Raw genomic sequence first — 21900 nt, forward strand, 5'->3', positions numbered from 1 at the left:
CGAATCATTCTCCGATGCTTCGGAACCCCAGAATCACGCAACTGCGGCGCGAACAAGAAACTTTTGGGTCAGGTTCTTACGAGGCCGAGCATCCGCAAACCACATGAGGTTTGCTGACCATCGCTAATCACGGCTCATGAATAACGCCATCCACCTTCACCTGCGGGGCAACATGCACCTGAACATTGTCCCCAATCACCTTCAGCCCCTTCAGCATCAACATAGCTCCGTTGACCGCCTGGCTATCGCTTGTAAACCAAGTCGGCCCGCTTATCTTGGAGTGGCTCAACTGAACGGCAGTAGTCCCATTATATTTAAATGTAACATTCTCGAACTGACAATCGGTGTACGAAAATCCATCGAGCAAAACTTCTCGATTCCGGAACACTTTTCCTACTATCTGCGTAGGAAAGTACGGCTCTGGCCAGCTGCTGGAGATTTTCGCTTCCGCTTGCGCCCCTCCCAAAACGTCAAATTCACGCAATAAATATATTGTCGTTCCAAGAGTGAGGCAGATCAACGGTATATAAGACCATAACTTGAAATTCAACAACGACCCGATAGAGCTTCCAAGCGAAGCCGTGCCTTTTATGGCAGCGTCAGCGGCAAGAACAATCGCAGCAACCCAGATTGAGCTGAACGCCAACCAATCCCAAGCTCCCCAGCCTTTCATTTCGACTCCTTGGATGCCGTGCGAAAATCAAACACAGTGCAATCACCTCGATACTACTATCGACTTATAGAATAAAAGCGCCTTCGACACTTGGCCAGCAGTTCGAAGCGGCATCTGGAAAAATCGGTGGATAATTGTCCGGGCGCGGTCCTATGTTCGATTTGAACGACGAAGGCTTCTGGCCCGAGGCCTGAGCGCGCTCTCCCGCTTTCATCGGAACGGCGGAGGGTCTAAGAGTGCGCCGCAGCCGAGGCGAGGAGGAACGACATTGAACGAGCACGCACCCAACTCCTTCCGCAACGGCCCGGACGAGAACGGCCGCTTCGGCCTCTTCGGCGGCCGCTTCGTCGCCGAGACCTTGATGCCGCTCATCCTCGACCTCGAGCGCGCCTATGGGGAGGCCAAGGCCGATCCCTCCTTCCAGGCCGAGCTGGACAGTCTGCTGAAGCACTATGTCGGCCGGCCGAGCCCGCTCTATTACGCCGAGCGCATGACCGAGCATCTGCGTTCCCTGGCTGGCGGGGAGGGCGGCGCCAAGATCTATTTCAAGCGCGACGAGCTCAATCACACCGGCGCGCATAAGATCAACAATGTGCTCGGCCAGATCCTGCTCGCGCGGCGCATGGGCAAGAAGCGCATCATCGCCGAGACGGGCGCCGGCCAGCACGGCGTGGCCACCGCCACCGCCTGCGCGCGCTTCGGCCTGGAATGCGTCGTCTATATGGGCGCGGTCGATGTCGAGCGGCAAAAGCCCAATGTCTTCCGCATGAAGATGCTGGGCGCGGAAGTCCGCCCGGTGCAGTCCGGCGCGCGCACGCTGAAAGATGCGATGAATGAGGCGCTGCGCGACTGGGTGACCAATGTCGCCGACACTTTCTATTGCATCGGCACCGCCGCCGGCCCGCATCCCTATCCCGCCATGGTGCGCGATTTCCAATCGGTGATCGGCAAGGAGGCGCGCGAGCAGATGTTCGAGGCCGAAGGTCGGCTTCCCGATTCGCTCGTCGCCTGCATCGGCGGCGGCTCCAACGCCATCGGCCTGTTCCACCCCTTCCTCGACGATGCGTCGGTCGAGATTTACGGGGTCGAGGCCGCCGGCCATGGGCTCGATGTCGAGAACGGCCATGCCGCCTCTCTGGCGGGCGGACGGCCGGGCGTGCTGCACGGCAACCGCACCTATCTCTTGATGGACGACGACGGCCAGATTCTCGAGGGTCATTCGATCTCTGCCGGCCTCGACTATCCGGGCATCGGCCCGGAACACTCCTGGCTGAGGGACGTCGGCCGCGTGACCTATCTCTCGGCCACCGACAAGGAGGCGCTCGCCGCCTTCCAGCTCTGCTCCAAGCTCGAGGGGATCATCCCGGCGCTCGAGCCCTCCCATGCGCTGGCCAAGGTCATGGAGCTTGCGCCGCAGAAGCCGCAGGATCACGTCATGGTGATGAATCTCTGCGGACGCGGCGACAAGGATATTTTCGCCGTGGCGGAGCATTTGGGCGGTATGTGAAGGAGCGGCGGCCGCCGGGCCGCCGCCGGGAGCGGCGTCTATGTGGTCGACGCGCCGGCGCGCGAAGCTCCTTCGACCGACGTCTCTCCCTTTTTCGTGAGCCGCCAGCGTCGCGTCATCCGCATGGCCGCGACGCAGCGCGGTCCGCAGGGATTATTGCAGCAGCCGTCCTCGACCTCGCCACGCAGCGCATAGAGTCTTTCCGTGTTTCATTGAAACACGGAAAGACTCTATGCTTTTGTTTTCACGCGTTTCCGACGCCGAACCGGCGTCCACTTCGGCTGGAAACGCTCTAGGTGGTCCAGAGCGCGCCGGCGATTCGCTCGAAATCCTCCTGCGAAAGGCCGAACTCGGCCCGCAGTCGGTCGCCTGTCGCCGCCGCCTCCTCGTTCGCCCGCGCGGGGCGCGGCGCGGGCCAACTCCGTGGTCATGCCGCCACCGGCTGGACGGCGAGCGCGGCCAGATATTCGGCGAGCTTCTTGCGATCCGCCTCGACGAGAGGCTTCAGCGGCGGCCGCGGCGCGCCGGCCGGCAGTCCGCGTAGCGCGAGGCCCGCCTTCACTGTCGTCGGCAGGCCGCCGACCACGATGAATTTCAGCACTGGCAGAATGTCGTAGAACAGCGTCCGCGCTCGCACGATGTCGCCCGCCTGCACCAGATCGAACAGGCGCGCCGGCCGATCGTCGAGCAGATTGGGCGCAGCGGTGCACCAGCCGGAGGCGCCGGCGGCGATCGCCTCCAGCGCCATGTGATTGGCGCCGTTGTAGAAGGGGATCGAGCCGCCCGACAGCTTGTGGATCGCATGCATGCGGTCGAGATCGCCGCTGCTCTCCTTGATGAAGCGCACCGTGTCGAGATCGCGCACCAGCCGCACCAGAAACTCCGGCGCCATGTCGACGCCGCTGGTGCCCGGATTGTTGTAGGCCATGATCGGCAGATCGGTCGCGGCCGCTATGGCCGCGTAATGATCGAAGATCTCGGCCTCGGTCAGCTTCCAATAGGACACGGGAATAACCATCAGCATGTCCGCGCCGATATGCTGGGCGTAGCGCGCCTTGGCGACGGCGGCGGCCGTGGTCAGCTCGGCGATGCCGACGATCACCGGGACGCGGCGGGCTACCGTCTCGACGCCGAGGCGGGCGCCATGGCGCCATTCCTCGTCGGTCAGATAGGCGCTCTCACCGGCGCTGCCGAGGAACGCGATCGCCGCAGGCTGCGAACGCAGCAGATTCTCCGTCACACGACGGAAGGCGTCGTCGTCGATCGCTCCGTCGGCGGAAAAGGGCGTGACGGGATAAGCGACAATGCCGCGAAGCAATTTGGTCATGGCGATCCTCACTCGGCTTCTTCGCGGATCGCGAGGCGACCGGCGTTCTGGAGCATGGGGGCGTTCTCGCAGGCGAGATAGCGCGCGGGCTTGTCGGGATCGGCGTTTACGTGATGGTGCCAAGCCCACACCGGAATATAGACGGCGTCGCCCTTCTCCCATTCGATGCGGCGGTCCTCGATCATCGAATAGCCGCGCCCCTCGAGCACATAGAGGATGGTCTCATAGGTGTGGCGGTGGCGGTTGGAGCGGCCGCCCGGCGTCAGCCCGCCGACCGTGAGGCTGATGGCGTGCGAGGGCAGATCGACGAAATGCACCGGATGCTTGCGCTCGGCCGAATAAGCGGCGCGTGCGTCGTCGCGCTCGACGCCGCGATGCGCGAGCCGTTCCGGCAAAATCACCTCGAACGTCGGCGGAGTCTTGTCGAAATCGGCCGAATGGAAAACCCGCTGGGCGGACATGGCCCGTCTCCCTTTTGGTTGCGACGGCTTTTTCTTCATTCAAATACTAGAATAGGTCCAAGACCTATTTTCGATACTGAAAATAGGAATTGCCTATGATATAGGAATCCGATGGATTTCCGACGGCTCCGCTATCTGATCCGCGTCGGCGAGGAGCGTAGCTTCACCCGCGCCGCCCGTTCGCTGAATGTTTCGCAGCCGACGCTCTCCCAGCAGATTCAGGACCTCGAGGCGGAGCTCGGCGTCACTTTGTTCACGCGGACTGCGCATAAGGTCGAGCCGACCGAGGCCGGCTTGCTGACGATCGACTGCGCTCGCCGGGTAATGGCGGAGGCCGAGCGGCTTCGCGAGGCGGTGCTCGAATACCGCGGGCTGAAGCGCGGCCGGCTCGGCATCGGCGTGACGCAGACCTTCAACGCCCTCTATCTGCCGGGAATCGTCACCGCCTTCGCGCGCGACTATCCGGCGATCGACCTGGAGATTCTGGAACTCGCCAATGACGAGATCGACGCCGGCGTCGAAGCCGGGGCGCTGCATCTCGGCGTCGGCCTTCCCCGCGCGCATACGAGGAGCCGGGCCGAGCCGCTCTACGCCGACACGCTGATGTTCGTCTGCGCGCGCGGGCACAGGCTGGCCGGGGCCGAGAGCGTCCCGGCGGCGCGCATCGCCGAGGAGAGCATTGCTCTTCTCGGCCACGGCTTTCGCACGCGCGCGGCGGTCGACGACTATCTCTCGGAAGCGGCGGTGACGCCGTTGCGCGTGATCGCTTTCAATACTTTCGCGGCCATTCTCAATGTCGTCGCCTCGGGCGACTATGTCTCCATCGTGCCGGCCGACGTGCGCCATGTCTCGGGCGTTGCCGCGCTGCATTTCGCGAGGCTGGAGCCCGGCCCCGACAGTCGCACGATCTGTCTGCTGAGCGCGCCACAGGAGCGGGCGACGCCGGCCGCCGCCTGCTTCGCCGCGCGCATCCGCGATTATTTCGCCGCGACGGCGCGATGAGACGGCGGAACCGCCGAGCTCCCCAATCCCCGCCATTCCCCTTCGCCCGGCCCTATGCTATCGCCTGCCGCCATGACCACACGCATCGACGCCCGCTTCGAAGCCCTGCGCGCCGAGGGCCGCGCCGCCCTCGTGACCTTCGTCATGGCCGGCGACCCGGACCTCGAGACCTCGCTCACCCTCTTGAAGAGCCTGCCGGGCGCCGGGGCGGATGTCATCGAGCTCGGCATGCCCTTCACCGATCCCATGGCCGACGGCCCCTCGATCCAGGCCGCGGGCCTCAGGGCGCTGAAGGCGGGGACGACGCTGAACAAGACGCTCGATCTCGTCCGCGCCTTCCGCGCCGGGGACGAGACGACGCCGATCGTGCTGATGGGCTATTACAACCCCGTCTATGTGCATGGCGTTGCGGCCTTCCTCGAGGAGGCGAAGGCGGCCGGCGTCGACGGGCTCATCATCGTCGATCTGCCGGCGGAGGAGGATGCGGAGCTCTGCCTGCCGGCGCGCGCGGCGGGGCTGAACTTCATCCGCCTCGCGACGCCCACCACCGACGACAAGCGCCTGCCCAAAGTGCTCGAAAACACGAGCGGCTTCGTCTATTATGTCTCGCTCACCGGCATCACCGGCGCGGCGCTCTCCGATTATTCGGGCGTGTCGGAAGCCGTCGCGCGGATCAAGCGCAGCACGCCTCTGCCGATCGCCGTCGGCTTCGGCGTCAAGTCGGCGGCGAACGCCGCCGCGATCGCGCGATATGCCGATGGCGTCGTGGTCGGCACGGCGCTGGTCGACGCTCTGGCGAAATCGCTCGACGCGGAAAATCGCGCCGGCCCGCGGACGGTCGAGGCTGTCGTCGATCTCGTCGCCGAACTGTCCCGCGGCGTGCGGGAGGCGCGGGAGCAAGGCGCGAAGAAGGAGCCGCCCTTCTCGCTGAAAACCGCCTTCGGAGCGCTCGCGAGGCTCTGGTCATGAACTGGTATTCCAACGTCGTTCCGCCCAAGATCAAGGCCCTCATCAAGCGCGAGGCGCCGGAGAACGCCTGGGTCAAATGCCCGGAGAGCGGTCAGCTCGTCTTCCACAAGGACATAGAGGACAATCTCTATGTCGTGCCGGGCTCGGGCTATCACATGCGCATTCCCGTGGAGGCGCGGCTCGCCAGCCTCTTCGACGATGGCGAGCACGAAGTCGTGCCGACGCCGGAAGTTCCGAGCGATCCGTTGAAGTTCCGCGACATCAAGCGCTATGTCGACAAGGTCAAGGAATATCGCCTGAAGACCGGCCATCAGGACGCGGTCACGATCGCCCATGGCAAGCTCGAGGGCGCGCCCGTCACCGTGGCGGTGCAGGACTTCGAGTTCATGGGCGGCTCGCTCGGCATGGCGGCGGGCGAGGCGATCATCGCCGGCATGACGCACGCCATCGAGAAGCGCGCGCCCTTCATCATCTTCACGGCGTCCGGCGGCGCGCGAATGCAGGAAGGCATGTTCTCGCTGATGCAGATGCCGCGCACCACCATCGCCGTGCGCCGCCTGCGCGAGGCGCGCCTGCCCTATATCGTGGTGCTCACCAATCCGACGACGGGGGGCGTCACCGCCTCCTACGCCATGCTCGGCGACATTCACATCGCCGAGCCCGGCGCGATCATCGGCTTCGCCGGCGCGCGCGTCATCGAGCAGACGATCCGCGAGAAGCTCCCGGAAGGGTTTCAGCGCGCGGAATATCTGCGCGATCACGGCATGGTCGACATGGTCGTGCCGCGCACAAAGATGCGTGAGACGCTGGCGCGGCTCTGCGCGCTGCTGACCAAGGCGCCGCGCCGCGCGGCCTAGAGCATGTTCCCGAAAAGTGTGAAGCGGTTTTTTGGAGAAGAACATGCGAGTTCAAGGAGCGCATTCGGACGTGATTCGTCCGAATGCGCTATAAAAAGAGCGAAAGCCATTCCCATGGATCAGCGCGACGCGATTCTGACGCGCTTGCTGGACCTTCATCCAAAGAAGATCGATCTGTCGCTCGGACGGACCGAAAGGCTTCTGGCCGAGATGGGCCATCCCGAGCGACGCCTGCCGCCGATCATCCATGTCGCCGGCACCAATGGCAAAGGCTCGACGCTCGCCTTTCTGCGCGCCATGCTCGAATCCGCGGGCCGGCGCGTGCATGTCTACACATCGCCGCATCTGCTGCGCTTCAACGAGCGCATCCGCCTCGCCGGAACGCTGGTGGACGACGAGCGCCTTCAGCGCGCGCTGGAGGATTGCGAGCGCGCCAATGGCCAGCGGCCGATCACTTTCTTCGAGATCACCACCGTCGCCGCCTTCACCCTCTTCGCCGATGAGCCGGCCGATTGGCTGCTGCTCGAGACGGGGCTCGGCGGCCGCTATGATTCGACCAATGTGATCGAGCGGCCGCAGGCCACGATCATCACCTCCATCTCGCGCGACCATCCCGAGTTCCTGGGCGACACGATCGAGAAGATCGCCTATGAGAAGGCCGGCATCTTCAAGCGCGGCGTCCCGGCGGTGATCGGCTTCCAGCAGGACGCCGCCCGCGACGTGCTGGAGCGCGAGGCGCGGCGCGTCGGCGCGCCCCTCACCATCGCCGGCGAGGATTTCCACATTCGCGAGGAGAATGGCCGCTTCGTCTATGAGGACGAGCGCGGCCTTTTGGACCTGCCGCTGCCGCGTCTGCCCGGACGCCATCAGCAGGCCAACGCCGCCGGCGCCATAGCCGCGTTGCGCGCCGTCGCGCCCGAGATCGGCCCCGAGCATATCGAGGCGGGCCTCACGCGCGCCGAATGGCCGGCGCGGCTGCAATTGCTCTCGCGCGGGCGCGTGGCGGAGCTGGTTCCGCCGGGCTCGGAGGTCTGGCTCGACGGCGGCCACAACGACGACGGCGGCCGCGTGCTCGCCGAGGCCATGGCGCAATTCGAGGAGAAATCGGCGCGGCCGCTCGTCTTCGTCTGCGGCGCGCAGGTGACGAAGGACGTGCGCGCGCTCATCAAGCATTTCGTCGGCCTCGCCCGCGAGGTCGTCGCCGTGCCGGTCGAGGGCGAGCACAAGAGCTGGCCGCCGGACGAGATCGCCGCGCTCGCCTGCGCCGAGGGCATGGGGTCCGCCGCGGCGGGAAGCGTCGAGGAGGCGCTGGCGATTATTTCGCGCCGAAATTACGAGACCCCGCCGCGCATATTGATCGCCGGCTCGCTCTATCTCGCCGCCGGCGTGCTGGCGCTGAACGGCTCCGTCATCGAGTGAGGTCCGCCGCCATCGCGAGGAGCGCAGCGACGACGCGATCAAGGGGCCGCCGCGCTCTTCCGGCCGGAAGCCCGGCTTGCGGCCGGTGTCGCCGAGCCGATCCTCAGAGGCGACGACGATGAGATTTCTCGTCGGTTTCTCCTGGCTTTGCGTGGGCGGCGCGAAAGAAAATGGCGCGCCCCCGGGGCGGCGGCCGCGCGAAAGAGTCGCTCTGCGCGCGAGCCTACTTGGATTCCCGGAAATTTTGCTCCACAAGCGCGCGGATGCGCGTAGCGCGGCCGGAGCGAAGTGAATGACCCTGATGTTGACGAGCGTCGCCTGCGTGGCCGAGGCCGAGATCGTTCTGGCCGGCGGCGCCGACCTCATCGACTGCAAGGACGCCGCGCGCGGCGCCCTCGGCGCGCTGCCGGCGGAGGCGATCGCCGCCATCGTCGCCGCGGTCGGGGGCCGCCGCGCGGTCAGCGCCGTCGTCGAGCTTCCGCACGATCCGGCGCAGGCGAGGGCGGCGATCGAGCGCGTGGCCGCGCTCGGCGTCTCCTTCGTCAAATTCGCTCTGCCGGCGACGCCCGACGCGGAGCGCATCATCGAGGCGCTGGCGCCGATCGCCCGGGCGACGCGGCTCGTCGCCGTCCTCTTCGCCGATCTCGGGCCGGATTTGGAGCTGCTGCCGCGCCTCGCCCGCGCGGGCTTTTCCGGCGCGCTGCTCGACACGGCGCATAAGGGCAAGGGCCGACTCATCGAGCATTTCGACATTGGCGCGCTCTCCGCCTTCGTCGAGCGTTGTCACGGGCTCGGCCTCGAGGCGGGTCTCGCCGGCTCGCTCGAGGCGCCGGACGTGCCGCGCCTTCTGGTGACGGGAGCCGATGTGCTGGGCTTTCGCGGGGCGCTGTGCCGGGGCCATGACCGCAAGGACGCCATCGACGGCCGAGCCGTCGCGCTGATCCGCGATCTCATCCCCGGCGGCCCGGCGCGCGCCGAGGCCGAGAGCGGGGGGCTTTCCGCCAATGTCGACTGGTCGCTGGTCGTCGGCCGCGGCTTTCTCGAGAACCGCGAGCGGACCCGCGAGATCGATCACGTCTTCGTGCGCGATCTCGTCATTCCGGTCGAGATCGGCGCCTATGATTTCGAGCGCGGCCGCATGCAGCGGGTGCGCTTCAACGTGGATGTCGATGTGACGCGCGTCTCCGCGGCCGGCGACGACATGCGCAATGTCTTCTCCTATGACGTCGTCATGGATGCGATAAAGATGATCCTCGCCTCGGGCCATATAGAGCTCGTCGAGACGATCGCCGAGCGTCTGGCCGAGCTGGTGCTGCGGCATGAGCGCGTGCAGGCGGTGAGCGTGCAGGTGGAGAAGCTCGATGTCGCGCCGGGCGCGGTCGGCGTGCGCATTCGCCGCGAGCGCCAGGCCGAGACCGCGCGGGTCCATCATCTCTTTCCGGGCCTTCCCGATGCCGCAGAGCCCGAGCGCTGAGCGTTCTCTCGTCGTCAAGCTCGGCGGCAGCCTCTGCGCCGCGCCGGCGCTGCGCGATTGGCTTTCGGCGCTGCGGCGCTACGCCGGGCCTCTGACGATCGTCCCCGGCGGCGGCCCCTTCGCCGATGCGGTGCGCCGCGCGCAGGAGACGCTGCGCTTCTCCGACGCGGCGGCCCATGAAATGGCGATCATGGCCATGGAGCAATATGGGCGCGCGCTGATCGACCTCGAGCCGGACCTCGTCGGCGCCTCGACGCCGCGAGAAGCCGCGGCGGCGCATGAGCGCGGCAAAGCGGCGCTCTGGCGCCCGGTTGCGATGACGCGCGCCGCTCCCCAGATTCCGGCGAGCTGGGACATGACGTCCGACAGCCTCGCCGCCTGGTATGCGCATGAAGCGGGAGCCGATGCGCTGCTGTTGGTGAAGAGCGTCGACCCGATCGGGTTCAGCCCCCTCCCTCATGCCGAGGAGGCTCCGAAGGAGCCGTCTCGAAGCACGCGGGATCGGGGGGCGTCGCTGAAGCTCCCCTCGTCCTTCGAGACGCCTGCTTCGCAGGCTCCTCAGGATGAGGGGAGCTTCAGCGGCGACACGATTGCGGCGCAGCCCATCGTCGATCCTTGCTTCGCGCATTATGCGCGAGGGCTCGCCGTGTTCATCGCCGGACCGGCCGATCTCGCGACGGCGGGCGAAACATTGCGCCGCGGCGGCATTCCCGGCGCGGGTTTCGATTTCGAAAGAGAGCAAAGCATCGCATCATGAAAAAGGTCGTCACGCCGCGGTGGGGCTGGGCGCTCACCGGCTCGGGGCATTTCTTCACCGAATGTCTCGACATCATCCGCTCGCTCGACCATGTCGACCTCTTCGTCAGCAAGGCGGCGGCGGAAGTCATCCGCATGTATAAGCATCGGCTCGAGGACATGCCGGACCATGTGCGCGTGTTCAAGGACACGACAGCCAGTTCCGTTCCGGTCGGCGGCTTCTATCACAATTACTATCACACGCTGATCGTCGCGCCGGCGACCTCCAATACGGTCGCGAAATTCGTCTATGGCATCTCCGACAATCTCGCGACCAATGTGTTCGCCCAGGCCGGCAAATGCCGCGTGCCGACCGTCGTCTTCGCCTGCGACACGGCGCCCGAGCTGGAGACCCAGGCGCCGGATCGCAAGGTGATGGTCTATCCGCGCCGCATCGACCTCGAGAACACCGACAAGCTCAAGGCGTTCGAATCGACGCAGGTCGCCGAGAGCCTCGCCGCTTTGCACGAGGCCGTCGAGCGGCGCCGGCGCGAGCTTTCCGCTCGGGAGCCGATCGGGAATGTCTGAGCGCCTGCTGTTCCTCACCGGCCATCTCGCTCTGCCGCGCCTCGAGCGCCTGCTGGCGGGCTTCGGCGAGGAGGCGAGGGACTGGCGCATCCACGACATTGGCGTGAAGGTCGCGGCGCTGATGACGCAGGAGATCATCCTGCGCCGCCTGCCGCGTCCTGTGGATGCGGATCGCGTGATCCTGCCCGGCCGCTGCCGCGCCGATCTCTCCGCTCTGGGGCAAGCCTTCGGCGCGCCTTTCGAGCGCGGGCCGGAGGAGATCGCCGATCTCCCCGCCTATCTGGGCAAGCGCGGCGGCAAGGCCGATCTCACGCGCCACGACATGCGCATTTTCGCCGAGATCGTCGACGCCTCCATCATGAGCGTCGACGAGGTCATCGCGCGAGCGACGATGTTGAAAGAAGCGGGCGCCGACGTCATCGATCTCGGCTGCCTGCCGGACACGCCCTTTCCGCATATGGAGGAGACGATAGGCGCGCTGAAAGAGCGCGGCTTTTCCGTCAGCCTCGATTCGGCCAAGCGCGAGGAATTGGAGCGCGGCGCGCGCGCCGGCGCCGATCATCTGCTCAGTCTCGACGAGCACAGCCTCGCGATCCTGCCCGACAATTCGCCGCTCGTTCCGATCCTCGTGCCCCATCCGCACGGCGATCTCGACTCTTTGCAGCGCGCCGCGCGCCTCGCGGAGAAGCGCGGCGTCTCTTACATTCTCGATCCGATCCTCGATCCCATTCATTTCGGCCTCGCCGCCTCCATAGAGCGCTATGTCGAGACGCGCCGCCGCGAGCCCGCCGCCGAGATGATGATGGGCACGGGCAATCTCACCGAATTGACCGACGCCGATTCATCGGGCGTCACCGCGGTTCTGCTCGGCCTCTGCTCGGAATTGAACATTCGCCATCTCTTGACCGTGCAGGTGAGCCCGCATACGCGCCGCACGGTGCAGGAGCATGACGCCGCGCGGCGCATGCTTCACGCCGCGCGCGCCGACGGCGCTCTGCCCAAAGGCTACAGCGACGCGCTGCTGCAGATCCACGACAAGCGGCCCTATGCCGCGAGCCCGGACGAAATCGCCGAGCTCGCGCGGCAATTGCGCGACGAGAATTTCCGCATCGAGGTCGCCGAGGACGGCGTTCACATCTATGCGCGCGGCTTTCATCGCGTGGCGCAGGACGCCATGTCCCTCTTTCCAGAGCTCGGCGTCACGAGCGACGGCGCGCACGCCTTCTATCTCGGCGCGGAACTCATGAAGGCGGAAATCGCTTTTCGTCTCGGCAAGCGTTATCGCCAGGACGAGCCTCTCGACTTCGGCTGCGCTTCGGATCGGCTGGAGGAGGACGAGACGCGCCTGCGCGACGCGGGCCATACCTTGCGCAAGGCGAAAGACTAGAGGACCGGTCGATGCCGATGATTCGCGAATGCGTCGTCACCACGGTCGGCCCCAACGGCCAGCCCCATCTCGCGCCGCTCGGCCTCATCGAGGAGGGCGCGTTCTGGGTGATCGCGCCATTCCGCCCCTCGACGACGCTGACCAATCTCGAGGCCGCGCCCTTCGCCACGGCGAGCTTCATCGACGATGTCCGCATCATCGCCGGCTGCGTCTGCGGCAAGGGCGACTGGCCGCTGGAGAGCGTCCCCGACTGGTCGGCGCCGCGCCTTTCCGCCGCGCTCTCACACGCCGAGCTCGAGGTCGCGCGCAACGAGGCCGATCCGCGGCGCCCGCGCTTTTTCTGCCGGGTGAGAAAAATCGTCTGCCATAAGCCGTTTTTGGGGTTCAATCGCGCCCAGGCGGCGGTCGTCGAGGCCGCCATTCTCGCCACGCGGCTCGGCATGCTGCCGCGCGAAAAAATCGACACGGAATTGGCCTATCTCCGCATCGCGGTCGACAAGACGGCCGGAGCCGCCGAGCGCGAGGCGTGGGAGCTGGTGACGGCCAAGATCGAGGCTTATCTTCAAACCCAGCCGAAATGACCGATTCGGCTTTCGAGCGTTTCCCGCCGAAGTGGATGCCGGTTCGGCGTCGGAAACGCGTCGAAACAAAAGTTCAGAATCTGCCCGTGTTTCAGTGAAACACGGGCAGACTCTGGGCCGGAACGGCGGCGCGCGCATTTTCGACGCGATTTTTTCACGAAGGATGGACCATGTCGGAAGCAATGACCACCGAGCATCTCGAGCATGCGGAGCACGCCGAGCATGTCGCCCATGAAGGCACGCCCTTCCTGACGCAGGTGTCGATGACCATCGCAATATTCGCGGTCATCGCCGCGACCATCGGCAGCCTGGAGACGATCGAGACCGCGGCGACTCTCGGCGCGCAGAACGCCGCCGCGCTCAGCCAGAACAAGGCCAGCGACCAATGGGCTTTCTTCCAGGCCAAGAGCATCAAGAAGAGCGTGAACGAAGTGGCCGCCAAGCAGGGCGGCGCGCAGGCCGAGCAGCTCGCCCGCGAGGCCAAACGCTATGACGACGAGAGCAAGGCGATCAAGACAGAGGCGGAGGGGCTCGAGCATCGTGTGGAGGAGCATCTGCACGAGGCCGAGCATCACGAGCATCGCCATCACATTCTGACGACGGCGGTGACGCTGCTGCATGCGGCGATCGCCATAGCGACGATCGCGATCGTCACCAAGGGCCGCAAATGGCCATGGTATTCCGGCCTCGGCCTCGCCGCGGCGGGCGTCGTCCTCGCCGGCTACGCTTATATCTGAGCGCGGGCCGGACTTCGGCCGGGCTTCCGCCGCCCGGCCGAAGTCCGGCCGAAATCCGCGCCTTGCCGAGCTTCGTCGGCATTTCGAAAACTCGTCCCGTCTTTCGCGCCCATTGGCTTCCTGAAGGAAGCGGCTTCGCCGCCGGTCCGGCGCGGCTTGTTTTTTCGGCCTCCGTCGCAATCTCTCGATTGATGGAGTGCCTGAAATGTCTGCATTGACCGAATGGCTCCTCGGCGCCGACAGCCTGACGCCTCACGGCTTCTGCCTTTTGTGGGAGCCGGGGCTGATCTGGCTCTTCGCGATCTCCGACGGCCTGATCGCGCTGGCCTATTTCTCCATCCCGCTGGCGCTGGTCATCATCGGGCAGAGACGCGCCGACCTCGTCTTTCGGCCATTGTTGTGGCTGTTCGCCGCTTTCATCCTGCTCTGCGGCGCGACGCATTGGCTCGATGTCGTCACGCTCTGGAAACCGGTCTATGGCGTGCAGGGAGTCGTCAAAGCGGCGACCGCGGCGGCCTCTCTCGGCACCTCGGTCGCACTGTGGTGGTGGCTGCCGAAGTTTCTCGATCTGCCCTCACCCGACCAGCTGCGCAAAGCCAACGCCGCTTTGCTGGAGAGCGAGGAGCGGCTGGCCCATGCGCAGAAGATGGAGGCGATCGGGCGGCTGACGGGCGGCGTCGCGCATGACTTCAACAATGTGCTGCAAGTCGTCACCGGCTCGCTCGGCGTGATCGAGCGCCAATTGGAGCGAGCGCGTTTCGATCAGATCGGCGCCTCCGTCGCGACGATCCGCAAAGCCACGACCTCCGCCTCCAATCTCATCGATCGGCTGCTCGCCTTCTCCCGCCGGCAGACGCTGCTGCCGCGCGTGATCGAGCCGGACAGGCTCGTGGTCGGCCTGGAAGATATGCTGCGGCGAACGCTGGGCGCCGGGATCGAGCTCGATCTGCGCCTCGGGCGCTGCCGTCGCAGCGTGCTCTGCGACCCTTCGCAGCTCGAGAGCGCGCTGCTCAATCTCGCGATCAATGCGCGCGACGCCATGCCGGCCGGCGGCGTCTTGGAGATCGCGACGGCGGATCGACGGTTCGACGCCGATCCTTCCGATCCGGACGTCGCGCCCGGCGATTATGTCGAGATCTCGGTGAAGGACAATGGTTCTGGCATGAGCCGCGACGTGCTGGCGCGCGTCTTCGAGCCTTTTTTCACGACCAAGCCCATCGGCCGCGGCACCGGCCTCGGCCTTTCGCAAATCTACGGTTTCGTGAAGCAATCGAACGGCTTCGTGCGCGTCGACAGCGAGCCGGACAAGGGAACGAGCGTGCGGCTCTATCTGCCGGGACGCGATCGGCCGTCTTTCGAGCCGGCGGCGGAGGCGAGCGCCGCTGCGCCAGAGGCACTCCCGCAGGGCGGCGTGACGACGCAAGGCGGAAAAACGCTGCTGGTCGAGGATCAGCTCGACGTGCGCCTGCAGATCGCCGACACGCTCGAGGAGATCGGCTGCGAGGTCATAGAGGCCGACGACGGCGCCGCCGGGCTGAAAGTGCTGGAATCGGACGAGAGATTGCGTCTGCTCGTCACCGATGTCGGCCTGCCGGACATGTGCGGCCGCCGGCTCGCGGAAACCGCTCGCTCCACTCGGCCAGATCTCCCGATACTGCTCATCACGGGCTATGCCGGAAAGTCGCTCGACAGCCTCGAGGTCGCTTCGAACATAGAAGTGCTGCGCAAGCCCTTCACGCTCGACGAATTCGCCGCGCGCGTGCGCGCCTTGCTGGCGCGAACGGCGGCCGTAGACTGAAGTCTCAACCGGCGAGCAGAGCGACCGCGCAGGCCGGGGCGCAGTCGGCGGCGGCCTGCGCGACCTCCGGCGTCGCGTCGATGAGCTCGCAAATGTCGCGATAGGGGCGGCCTTCCGCCTGCGCCAGGCGGGCGACGAGCGCGCGGCCGACGCCGGCGCCGACGATGGGCGCGCTTTCCGTGATCGCCCCGCGCGAGCACAACAGGGCGATCTGATCCTCGACCGAGCGCATCTGCGCGCGCGCGAGGAAAGCGGCGAAGGCGCGCCATTGCGCGGGCGACGCCTCCGCGGCGTCGCGTCCGGCGAGACGCGCGAGACGGGCGATCGACTCGGCGACGCTTTTGCCGCGCCCGTCGGCGGTCGGCTCGGAGTCGGCGTCCGCGGCGAGATCGCCGAGCGCCCGGCGCACATCCGCCATCGTCGCGAAACTCTCGCGCGCGAGCGGCGTCCAGCGGCCGGCGAGCGGCGCCAGGGCCACGCCGGCCAGCGGATCGCCGCGCGACAATCCCGTGTAGACGAGCTCGCCATTGGCGAGCCGCTCCGCGTCGTCGCCGCCCAGCGCGCTCACCCGGCCGCCGCAGACGGGGACGAGGTCGGTGGTCGTCGAGCCCATGTCGACGAAGAGCGCGTCCGCTATGCGCCGCGCCACGAGCTCCGCGCTCGCCCGCCAATTGGCGGAGGCGATCGCCTGCTCCGCCCCGCGAACCTCGGCCGAGGAAAGGAAGCCGGCCTCGCCGGCGTAGAACAGCGTCTTTGCGCCTTTCGTGCGCTTCGTGACGGCGGAGGCGACCGTCGCGACGCCGACCGCGCGCGTCTCGAAAGCGTCGGAGAGCTCGGCGGTCATGGTGACGGCGAAACGATCGGCCGCGCCGAGGCGGGCGATCGCCTCTTCTATCGCGCCCTCGAGCCGCGCCAGGCCGTAATGCGGATTGCACGGCAGCAGCAGCACGTCGACGATCCGGCCGTCACGCGCGCGCGCCGCCTTCAGATGCGCCCCGCCGATATCGAAGCCGATGACGCTCGTCACAGCCGTTCTCTTTTAAAAAACAAAGGGGAGCCGCGAAGGCTCCCCGATGATCCGCAGCCCTGGGCGAAGCCGTCAATTGGCGCCGAAGGGATGCTTGACGTCGTTGCGCTTGGCGACGACCTCGGCGGCCTTGGGCTCGCCCTTGATGGCGCGGGCGAGGGCTTCCTTCGTGGCCTGATAATTATAGTCCTGGATCTTCTTGTCGTCGTTCGCGTCCCAATGGATGAACACGCCGACCGAGATGAAGAGGTCGTCGGCCTCGGCGAGCGGGATCACGCCTTCGGCGACCGAATCGGCGACGGCCTTGGCGACGCCGGCCTGAGCCGGTCCGAACATCTGAACGGCCTGCTTGGCGTTCTTGATCGTCACCTTGTTGAAGAGGATCGTGTTCGGCTTGGCGAGCAGGTTCGGCGCGACGACGGCGAGCAGCGTGGTGAAGCCGTCCTTGTTGTTGACGAGCGCATTGGCGAAGGCGGTCTCGGCCGCGCTGCCGCGCGGTCCGATCAAGAGGTCGATGTGAGCGACTTCATTGCCTTCGCCGACGAGCGACTCGCCGACCAGGAGCTTGTTGATGAGGGCCATTTTTCTTTTCCTTTTTCGGGAGTTCGAGCGAGAAAGACGCGCCGCCGTCATCAATCATTTTCGCATGACGGCGGCAAGTCGGGGCGAAACCGTCGGGACGAAACCGTCCTGCGCTCTACTCAGACAAGACTGCGCGCCAGCGCGAAAGCGTGGCGGAAGTCGAGACGCAGCGGCTTGTCGGAGGTGGTCATCTGTTTGAAGAGGCCGGCTTCCGTCCCGTATTTGATGTCGCCGATGGCGAGCGCGCCGATGCCGAGCGCGCCGGAGGGCAGCTCGACGCCCTTGTCGTGCAGGTTGACGCCCTCGACGCCGAGCGGCGGCACCGCATTGACGTCGGCGGCGATGAGCAGCGACTTGGCGGCGGCGAGATCTTCCTTGGAGAGCACCTGCACGCCGGCGCGGGCCGCGCAGAGCGCGATCTCATGCTCGACGAGAAGCGCGCGCACCTGCTCGGCCTTGCTGCCGTCGGCGGGCGTCACCTTCACGCCGAAGCGCTTCGCGATCTCCTCGGCCTGGACCGTCACGCGCTCGAGGCCGCTATAGCCGACGATGGTCACTTCGGCGCCCTCGAGGGCGGCGATCACCGCGGAGGAATAGCCGACGACGCCGGTCGCGCCATAAACCACGATCTTCGCGCCCTTCAGCTCGCGGCCCTTCTTCTCGCGCAGCACCTTCTCGACGAAGGCGACCATGGCGCCGGCCGTGGTGAAGGAGCCGTAGGGATCGGCGAAGAGCGAGACCTCGAAGGGCTTCAGCAGCGCCTTCTCGGCGGCGTCCAGCATGTCGAGCGCCAGCACGGCGTCGCGGCCGGCGAAGAAGATGCCGGTGCGCAGCGCGGCCGAGGGGGCGCGGGAGAACATGGCGTCCTGCACCAGCGCCGTCACCTCGTCGAGAGTCACATTCGTGTAAGGGATCGCCACGTCGAAGCCCGCGTCGAGCGCCATGTTGACGTCGAACGGGCTCATATGCTTCAGCGTGCTCAACATATGAAGGATCGATTTGGCGGCCATGAGAAATTCCTAACCTTTCTTTGCGCGCCCGCGCGCAAAGGCGCAGCGCCAGCGTGACGCCCGAGCTTGGAGAAGCTTTTGGATGAGCGATACCGGGACGGCGGGCGCGGGCGGAGCCCCGGTCTCGAATGGCGAGACGCATAGACCGCAGAATGGGGCGAATGTCCAGCCTCTTGTCCCGGCGCTGGACGGGCCGACGAAGCGCCTCGGAGCGCGCGGCGGGGGCCTCAATTGCCGTAGGGCGAAGGCGCGAAGGGAGCGGCCGCAGGGGGATCGAAGCGATAGCCGTTCGCGCCCCAGACCGGCGCGGCGCGCAGAGGCTCCGCCGGCGCGACATAAACGGGCCGGGGGGGCGGCGCGAAGGCCGGTCGATGGCTCGGCCGCTTCGCCTCGGCGGGCGCGACGAGAGCGCCGGCGATGATCCCGCCGGCGAGGAAGACGATCGCGAGGCCGCCGAAATTCATGAGACGATTTCCATTCCCTCGAGGCTGCGGCGACGCCGCGAGGAGGGAAATCGGGCGATGTGCGGCGACGTCAAGGCGCCGCGCCGAGAGCGTAAGCGTCGAGCCGCCTACTCGTCGAAAAGGTCGGCGTGAGAGCCGGCGCGAACGAACACGACGAGACCGGTCTCGTCGCCATCGTCCACCTTGTAGACCAGCAGAAAATCACCGCCGATATGACATTCTCGGTGGCTCGACCAGTCGCCTTTCAGCGGATGGTCGCGCCACTCCGGTCCGAGCAGGGCGCTGTTGGCGATCAGCAGCAACATGGCCTCCTCGAGGCGGTTCATGTCGAAGCGACCGGAGCGCGACAGTCGTTCCCAGTCCTTCAGGAACGATTTCGCGTAATCCGCTGCCCGAGGCGGTTGCGCCCTCTTACTTGCCGCGGGCTTTTTCAAGATCGGCGAATAGTTCGTCGGCGGTCGCGAAGCGGGCGCGGCGAGTCCGGGCTATTTCTTCGGCCTGCGCCATGGCTGCGCGCGTTTCGGCGTTGGGCGCCTTGAGCTCCAGCGGGAAGGCTTGGTCCGCCACTACTCTACGCAGGAAAAGGCGCACGGCCTCGGAGACGGACAGGCCCATGGCGCCGAGCGCGGCGGTCGCCTGTTCCTTGGTTTCGTCGTCCACCCGAACATGCAGCATCGAAGTGCGCGCGGCCATTGTCGCTCTCCCTACTCCCCGGAACGCGTATCGCATTTGAGATACACAGGCAAGTGAGCCATGGAGGGCGGCGCCGATCTCAATCGTCGTCAGCCCATCCTGCGGTTCCCGATTGACGCGCGCGGGTCTGGCGCTAAGAGCTTTGTCCATGACGAACACGCACAAGGGCGCCGCGCTTCTCGGGCAAAAGGCGGCGCTGCCCCAATCGCCCGACGAGGCCGAGCTCGACCTCGTCGCCAATCCGCATCCGGGCGAGACCTATCTCGTCCGCTTCGTCGCGCCGGAGTTCACCTCGCTCTGCCCGGTGACCGGCCAGCCGGATTTCGCCCATATCGTCATCGATTACGCGCCCGCGGAATGGCTCGTCGAGTCGAAGTCGCTGAAGCTCTATCTCGGCAGCTATCGCAATCACGGGGCCTTCCACGAGGATTGCACCCTCCGCATCGCCAAGGAGCTCGTCGCCGCGCTGACGCCGCGCTGGCTGCGGATCGGCGGCTATTGGTATCCGCGCGGCGGCATACCGATCGACGTCTTCTGGCAGACCGGCGCGCCGCCTTCGGGCCTCTGGCTGCCCGATCAGGGCGTGCCGCCCTATCGCGGCCGGGGCTGATGCGCGCGATCACGCGGACCGCGCTTTCGCCAAGCGGTCGAAAGGCAGCAATTCCTCGATCAGCTCCGGCAGCTCGCGCAGCGGGATCATGTTCGGTCCGTCGGAGACGGCGTGGTCGGGATCTGGGTGGGTCTCGATGAAGAGACCGGCGACGCCGACGGCCACCGCCGCCCGCGCCAGCACGGAGACGAAGCGCCGCTCGCCGCCGGACGCGGCGCCCCGGCCGCCCGGCTGCTGCACGGAATGGGTGGCGTCGAAGACGACCGGAACGCCCGTCGTCTCGGCGAGAATGGGCAGCGCGCGCATGTCGGAGACGAGCGCGTTATAGCCGAAGCTGGTTCCGCGCTCGGTCGCCAGCGCCCCGGCGGCGCCTTCGGCGCGCAGCTTGTCGATCGCATGGCGCATGTCCCAGGGGGCGAGAAACTGGCCCTTCTTCACATTGACGACGCGCCCCGTCCTCGCCGCCGCGGCCAGCAGATCGGTCTGCCGGCAGAGAAAGGCGGGGATTTGCAGAATGTCGGCGACCTCCGCGACGGGCGCGCATTGCGCGGTCTCATGCACGTCGGTGAGGATGGGCAGGCCGTAGCGCTGCTTGATCTCGGCGAAGACGGGGAGGGAGGCGGAAAGGCCGAGCCCCCGCCCGGAGGCGCCGGAGGTGCGGTTGGCCTTGTCGAAGGAGGCTTTGAAGACGACGCCGAGCTGTAGCCGCGCCGCGAGCTCGACCAGCGCCGCGGCGATCTCGAGCCCCTGCGCGCGGCTCTCCAGCGCGCAAGGGCCGGCGATGAGGGCGAGGGGCAGGCGATCGCCGAACGCGACGCCGCGCGCGTCCCCGACTTTCACGGTAGAGAAATCGATCGCGCCCATTCGGCTTCCGTTGTTCGTGCTCATGGGATCAGCGAAGCGTCGCTGCTTCGGCGCGTCAGTCGATCACCACGATTCCGGCCGCATTCAACGCGAGCACCGCACGCTCGAACGCTTGAACCCTGTCTCGCGCGAGCTTCTTGTGATCTGCGGTCGCTTGTCCATCGGCTTCGATGTCGGCCAATTGCGTCTTGGCTTCGGCGAGTCCTTGCTTGGCTTTTTTCAGGAGCTCCAACCGCTTTCGTTCTTCTTTGCTGGACTTCCACCACATTGTGACCTCGGCGACGAGGAAGGTCCAAATTTTCGTGAGGACGATCCCGATCGACGGAGCGGCGACGATGAGCAGGCTCTTCCACTGCTGGCTCTCGACGAATGTGTTCGCCAAATAGGCGATCAGGCCTCCGCCGCCGCCCGTCACCACGGCGAGATGCGCCATGGTGACGGATGCGCCCGCCCGCAAGGGCTCCGAGGGGACGACGATCTGTTGCTGCGCGACCTCGATCTCGTCCGAAGATCCCGCTTTCAGGCCCTGCAGCCGGATCGTTTCGCGTTCGGTCATAATAGCCTCGGACAAACTAAAAATCAGGCCACCTCTTCGGTGGCCTGGAATAATTCGAATTCAATGGCTTTGCCTCGGATCTAAATGCCGACGAACTCGCGCTCCCGGCGGTTTCCGTCGTCATCCTTCCAGGCTCCCACATGCATTCCCGCTTTCTTTGCGTCGGTCGCCGCCCCCAGGAACTCGATTGCGAATCGGAGCACATCGGCCTTCGACGATTCGTTTTCGGCCGCGATGCGATCCACGATCGCATTCAGCCGTTGTGAGAGATCGAGCGTCAGTCTGACCCTTGCAGCTTCAGACGAGGCGTTCGGCTTTCCGCTTTCTTTCGACATCGGGCCTGATCCTTTCTCCTCCTCACAGCCATCTTGTTTCTTCATTTTCGGCCGTGGATGCGCCTGAAAATTTATGCCTGCTATACATTAAATAGGCATAAAGAGACATGCGCAAGGTGGGCTGTCCAACTTTTCTCGTCCACGCTTTTGATGAGCATTGCCATTCTCCCGAGCTTGAAATTCGAACTGCCGCTCCAGCCTTCGACCATTTTTTCATATGGTCTAGAATGGCGGAAAATATCAA

Annotated in this window: 25 protein-coding genes; 13 read left to right on the plus strand and 12 right to left on the minus strand. The window is 66.0% G+C overall.

What is annotated here, in order from left to right:
- Positions 1-127: 127 nt before the first annotated feature.
- The gene (locus Mspo_RS09160) at positions 128-673 is read right to left on the minus strand and encodes a hypothetical protein (protein WP_159728995.1); all 546 of its coding nucleotides are present in this window, start codon (positions 671-673) and stop codon (positions 128-130) included.
- Positions 674-941: 268 nt separating this feature from the next.
- Here Mspo_RS09160 and trpB point away from each other — a divergent pair, with 268 nt between their 5' ends.
- Positions 942-2180, plus strand: a complete 1239-nt coding sequence (gene trpB / locus Mspo_RS09165; protein ID WP_159728997.1) for a tryptophan synthase subunit beta — start codon at positions 942-944, stop codon at positions 2178-2180.
- Positions 2181-2607: 427 nt separating this feature from the next.
- Here trpB and Mspo_RS09170 read toward each other — a convergent pair whose 3' ends face one another.
- Complete coding sequence (locus Mspo_RS09170; protein WP_159728999.1) at positions 2608-3507, minus strand: dihydrodipicolinate synthase family protein; 900 nt, start codon at positions 3505-3507, stop codon at positions 2608-2610.
- An 8-nt stretch (positions 3508-3515) separates the two neighbouring features.
- Positions 3516-3968, minus strand: a complete 453-nt coding sequence (locus Mspo_RS09175) for a cupin domain-containing protein (RefSeq protein ID WP_159729001.1) — start codon at positions 3966-3968, stop codon at positions 3516-3518.
- Positions 3969-4079: 111 nt separating this feature from the next.
- Between Mspo_RS09175 and Mspo_RS09180 the strand changes: the two genes are divergently transcribed.
- The 11 genes from Mspo_RS09180 to Mspo_RS09230 all read left to right on the plus strand — a co-directional run bounded on the left by Mspo_RS09180 (position 4080) and on the right by Mspo_RS09230 (position 15515).
- On the plus strand, positions 4080-4970 hold the full coding sequence (locus tag Mspo_RS09180; RefSeq protein ID WP_159729003.1) for a LysR substrate-binding domain-containing protein: 891 nt from the start codon (positions 4080-4082) through the stop codon (positions 4968-4970).
- Positions 4971-5042: 72 nt separating this feature from the next.
- Complete coding sequence (gene trpA, locus Mspo_RS09185) at positions 5043-5939, plus strand: tryptophan synthase subunit alpha (RefSeq protein WP_159729005.1); 897 nt, start codon at positions 5043-5045, stop codon at positions 5937-5939.
- The gene (gene accD / locus Mspo_RS09190; protein ID WP_159729007.1) at positions 5936-6796 is read left to right on the plus strand and encodes an acetyl-CoA carboxylase, carboxyltransferase subunit beta; all 861 of its coding nucleotides are present in this window, start codon (positions 5936-5938) and stop codon (positions 6794-6796) included. Before trpA ends, accD begins: the two co-directional genes overlap by 4 nt.
- 114 nt (positions 6797-6910) lie before the next feature.
- Positions 6911-8215 carry a folylpolyglutamate synthase/dihydrofolate synthase family protein gene (locus Mspo_RS09195; protein WP_159729009.1) on the plus strand — a complete coding sequence of 435 codons (1305 nt, stop codon included), beginning with the start codon at positions 6911-6913 and terminating at the stop codon, positions 8213-8215.
- A 292-nt stretch (positions 8216-8507) separates the two neighbouring features.
- Complete coding sequence (locus Mspo_RS09200) at positions 8508-9689, plus strand: (5-formylfuran-3-yl)methyl phosphate synthase (RefSeq protein WP_159729011.1); 1182 nt, start codon at positions 8508-8510, stop codon at positions 9687-9689.
- Positions 9667-10446 (plus strand): aspartate kinase, encoded by a 780-nt coding sequence (locus Mspo_RS09205; RefSeq protein ID WP_159729013.1) that lies wholly within the window; start codon positions 9667-9669, stop codon positions 10444-10446. Before Mspo_RS09200 ends, Mspo_RS09205 begins: the two co-directional genes overlap by 23 nt.
- Positions 10443-11012: a flavoprotein gene (locus Mspo_RS09210; RefSeq protein WP_159729015.1), complete on the plus strand. Its 570-nt coding sequence runs from the start codon at positions 10443-10445 to the stop codon at positions 11010-11012. Before Mspo_RS09205 ends, Mspo_RS09210 begins: the two co-directional genes overlap by 4 nt.
- The gene (locus tag Mspo_RS09215; RefSeq protein WP_159729017.1) at positions 11005-12399 is read left to right on the plus strand and encodes a DUF6513 domain-containing protein; all 1395 of its coding nucleotides are present in this window, start codon (positions 11005-11007) and stop codon (positions 12397-12399) included. The genes Mspo_RS09210 and Mspo_RS09215 overlap by 8 nt, the downstream gene beginning before the upstream one ends.
- Positions 12400-12410: 11 nt before the next feature.
- The gene (locus Mspo_RS09220) at positions 12411-12980 is read left to right on the plus strand and encodes a DUF447 domain-containing protein (RefSeq protein WP_159729019.1); all 570 of its coding nucleotides are present in this window, start codon (positions 12411-12413) and stop codon (positions 12978-12980) included.
- 170 nt (positions 12981-13150) lie between these two features.
- Positions 13151-13717: a DUF4337 family protein gene (locus Mspo_RS09225; protein ID WP_159729021.1), complete on the plus strand. Its 567-nt coding sequence runs from the start codon at positions 13151-13153 to the stop codon at positions 13715-13717.
- A 205-nt stretch (positions 13718-13922) separates the two neighbouring features.
- Entirely contained in the window at positions 13923-15515 is a 1593-nt protein-coding gene (locus Mspo_RS09230) for an ATP-binding protein (protein ID WP_159729023.1), read from the plus strand.
- A 4-nt stretch (positions 15516-15519) separates the two neighbouring features.
- Here the strand turns inward: Mspo_RS09230 and Mspo_RS09235 are convergent, their stop codons facing one another.
- The 6 genes from Mspo_RS09235 to Mspo_RS09260 form a co-directional block, all read right to left on the minus strand.
- On the minus strand, positions 15520-16542 hold the full coding sequence (locus Mspo_RS09235) for a hydantoinase/oxoprolinase family protein (protein WP_159729025.1): 1023 nt from the start codon (positions 16540-16542) through the stop codon (positions 15520-15522).
- A 72-nt stretch (positions 16543-16614) separates the two neighbouring features.
- Positions 16615-17124: a formaldehyde-activating enzyme gene (gene fae, locus Mspo_RS09240; protein ID WP_159729027.1), complete on the minus strand. Its 510-nt coding sequence runs from the start codon at positions 17122-17124 to the stop codon at positions 16615-16617.
- A 119-nt stretch (positions 17125-17243) separates the two neighbouring features.
- A complete protein-coding gene (locus Mspo_RS09245; RefSeq protein WP_159729029.1) occupies positions 17244-18134 on the minus strand; it encodes an NAD(P)-dependent methylenetetrahydromethanopterin dehydrogenase in 891 nt (296 codons plus the stop codon).
- Positions 18135-18361: 227 nt separating this feature from the next.
- The gene (locus Mspo_RS09250; RefSeq protein ID WP_159729031.1) at positions 18362-18598 is read right to left on the minus strand and encodes a hypothetical protein; all 237 of its coding nucleotides are present in this window, start codon (positions 18596-18598) and stop codon (positions 18362-18364) included.
- Positions 18599-18705: 107 nt separating this feature from the next.
- Positions 18706-19032, minus strand: a complete 327-nt coding sequence (locus tag Mspo_RS09255; protein ID WP_244613274.1) for a type II toxin-antitoxin system YafQ family toxin — start codon at positions 19030-19032, stop codon at positions 18706-18708.
- Positions 19010-19291 carry a type II toxin-antitoxin system RelB/DinJ family antitoxin gene (locus Mspo_RS09260; RefSeq protein ID WP_201281665.1) on the minus strand — a complete coding sequence of 94 codons (282 nt, stop codon included), beginning with the start codon at positions 19289-19291 and terminating at the stop codon, positions 19010-19012. Before Mspo_RS09260 ends, Mspo_RS09255 begins: the two co-directional genes overlap by 23 nt.
- A gap of 148 nt (positions 19292-19439) precedes the next feature.
- Here Mspo_RS09260 and queF point away from each other — a divergent pair, with 148 nt between their 5' ends.
- Positions 19440-19901 (plus strand): preQ(1) synthase, encoded by a 462-nt coding sequence (queF, locus tag Mspo_RS09265; protein ID WP_159729033.1) that lies wholly within the window; start codon positions 19440-19442, stop codon positions 19899-19901.
- Positions 19902-19910: 9 nt separating this feature from the next.
- Here queF and kdsA read toward each other — a convergent pair whose 3' ends face one another.
- The 3 genes from kdsA to Mspo_RS09280 all read right to left on the minus strand — a co-directional run bounded on the left by kdsA (position 19911) and on the right by Mspo_RS09280 (position 21701).
- Positions 19911-20765 carry a 3-deoxy-8-phosphooctulonate synthase gene (kdsA, locus tag Mspo_RS09270; protein ID WP_159729034.1) on the minus strand — a complete coding sequence of 285 codons (855 nt, stop codon included), beginning with the start codon at positions 20763-20765 and terminating at the stop codon, positions 19911-19913.
- Positions 20766-20820: 55 nt separating this feature from the next.
- A complete protein-coding gene (locus Mspo_RS09275; protein ID WP_159729036.1) occupies positions 20821-21321 on the minus strand; it encodes a hypothetical protein in 501 nt (166 codons plus the stop codon).
- 80 nt (positions 21322-21401) lie between these two features.
- Positions 21402-21701, minus strand: a complete 300-nt coding sequence (locus Mspo_RS09280; RefSeq protein WP_159729038.1) for a hypothetical protein — start codon at positions 21699-21701, stop codon at positions 21402-21404.
- Positions 21702-21900 lie beyond the last annotated feature (199 nt).

It is taken from the genome of Methylosinus sp. Ce-a6 (genome assembly GCF_009811655.1).
In the GTDB taxonomy this organism is placed as follows: domain Bacteria; phylum Pseudomonadota; class Alphaproteobacteria; order Rhizobiales; family Beijerinckiaceae; genus Methylosinus.

Coding starts and splice junctions, on each gene's coding strand:
- Mspo_RS09160 (WP_159728995.1), bottom strand. CDS start 673: ATGAAAGGCTGGGGAGCTTGGGATTGGTTGGCGTTCAGCTCAATCTGG.
- Mspo_RS09170 (WP_159728999.1), bottom strand. CDS start 3,507: ATGACCAAATTGCTTCGCGGCATTGTCGCTTATCCCGTCACGCCCTTT.
- Mspo_RS09175 (WP_159729001.1), bottom strand. CDS start 3,968: ATGTCCGCCCAGCGGGTTTTCCATTCGGCCGATTTCGACAAGACTCCG.
- Mspo_RS09180 (WP_159729003.1), top strand. CDS start 4,080: ATGGATTTCCGACGGCTCCGCTATCTGATCCGCGTCGGCGAGGAGCGT.
- trpA (WP_159729005.1), top strand. CDS start 5,043: ATGACCACACGCATCGACGCCCGCTTCGAAGCCCTGCGCGCCGAGGGC.
- accD (WP_159729007.1), top strand. CDS start 5,936: ATGAACTGGTATTCCAACGTCGTTCCGCCCAAGATCAAGGCCCTCATC.
- Mspo_RS09195 (WP_159729009.1), top strand. CDS start 6,911: ATGGATCAGCGCGACGCGATTCTGACGCGCTTGCTGGACCTTCATCCA.
- Mspo_RS09200 (WP_159729011.1), top strand. CDS start 8,508: ATGACCCTGATGTTGACGAGCGTCGCCTGCGTGGCCGAGGCCGAGATC.
- Mspo_RS09205 (WP_159729013.1), top strand. CDS start 9,667: ATGCCGCAGAGCCCGAGCGCTGAGCGTTCTCTCGTCGTCAAGCTCGGC.
- Mspo_RS09210 (WP_159729015.1), top strand. CDS start 10,443: ATGAAAAAGGTCGTCACGCCGCGGTGGGGCTGGGCGCTCACCGGCTCG.
- Mspo_RS09215 (WP_159729017.1), top strand. CDS start 11,005: ATGTCTGAGCGCCTGCTGTTCCTCACCGGCCATCTCGCTCTGCCGCGC.
- Mspo_RS09220 (WP_159729019.1), top strand. CDS start 12,411: ATGCCGATGATTCGCGAATGCGTCGTCACCACGGTCGGCCCCAACGGC.
- Mspo_RS09225 (WP_159729021.1), top strand. CDS start 13,151: ATGTCGGAAGCAATGACCACCGAGCATCTCGAGCATGCGGAGCACGCC.
- Mspo_RS09230 (WP_159729023.1), top strand. CDS start 13,923: ATGTCTGCATTGACCGAATGGCTCCTCGGCGCCGACAGCCTGACGCCT.
- fae (WP_159729027.1), bottom strand. CDS start 17,124: ATGGCCCTCATCAACAAGCTCCTGGTCGGCGAGTCGCTCGTCGGCGAA.
- Mspo_RS09245 (WP_159729029.1), bottom strand. CDS start 18,134: ATGGCCGCCAAATCGATCCTTCATATGTTGAGCACGCTGAAGCATATG.
- Mspo_RS09250 (WP_159729031.1), bottom strand. CDS start 18,598: ATGAATTTCGGCGGCCTCGCGATCGTCTTCCTCGCCGGCGGGATCATC.
- Mspo_RS09260 (WP_201281665.1), bottom strand. CDS start 19,291: ATGGCCGCGCGCACTTCGATGCTGCATGTTCGGGTGGACGACGAAACC.
- queF (WP_159729033.1), top strand. CDS start 19,440: ATGACGAACACGCACAAGGGCGCCGCGCTTCTCGGGCAAAAGGCGGCG.
- kdsA (WP_159729034.1), bottom strand. CDS start 20,765: ATGGGCGCGATCGATTTCTCTACCGTGAAAGTCGGGGACGCGCGCGGC.
- Mspo_RS09275 (WP_159729036.1), bottom strand. CDS start 21,321: ATGACCGAACGCGAAACGATCCGGCTGCAGGGCCTGAAAGCGGGATCT.
- Mspo_RS09280 (WP_159729038.1), bottom strand. CDS start 21,701: ATGAAGAAACAAGATGGCTGTGAGGAGGAGAAAGGATCAGGCCCGATG.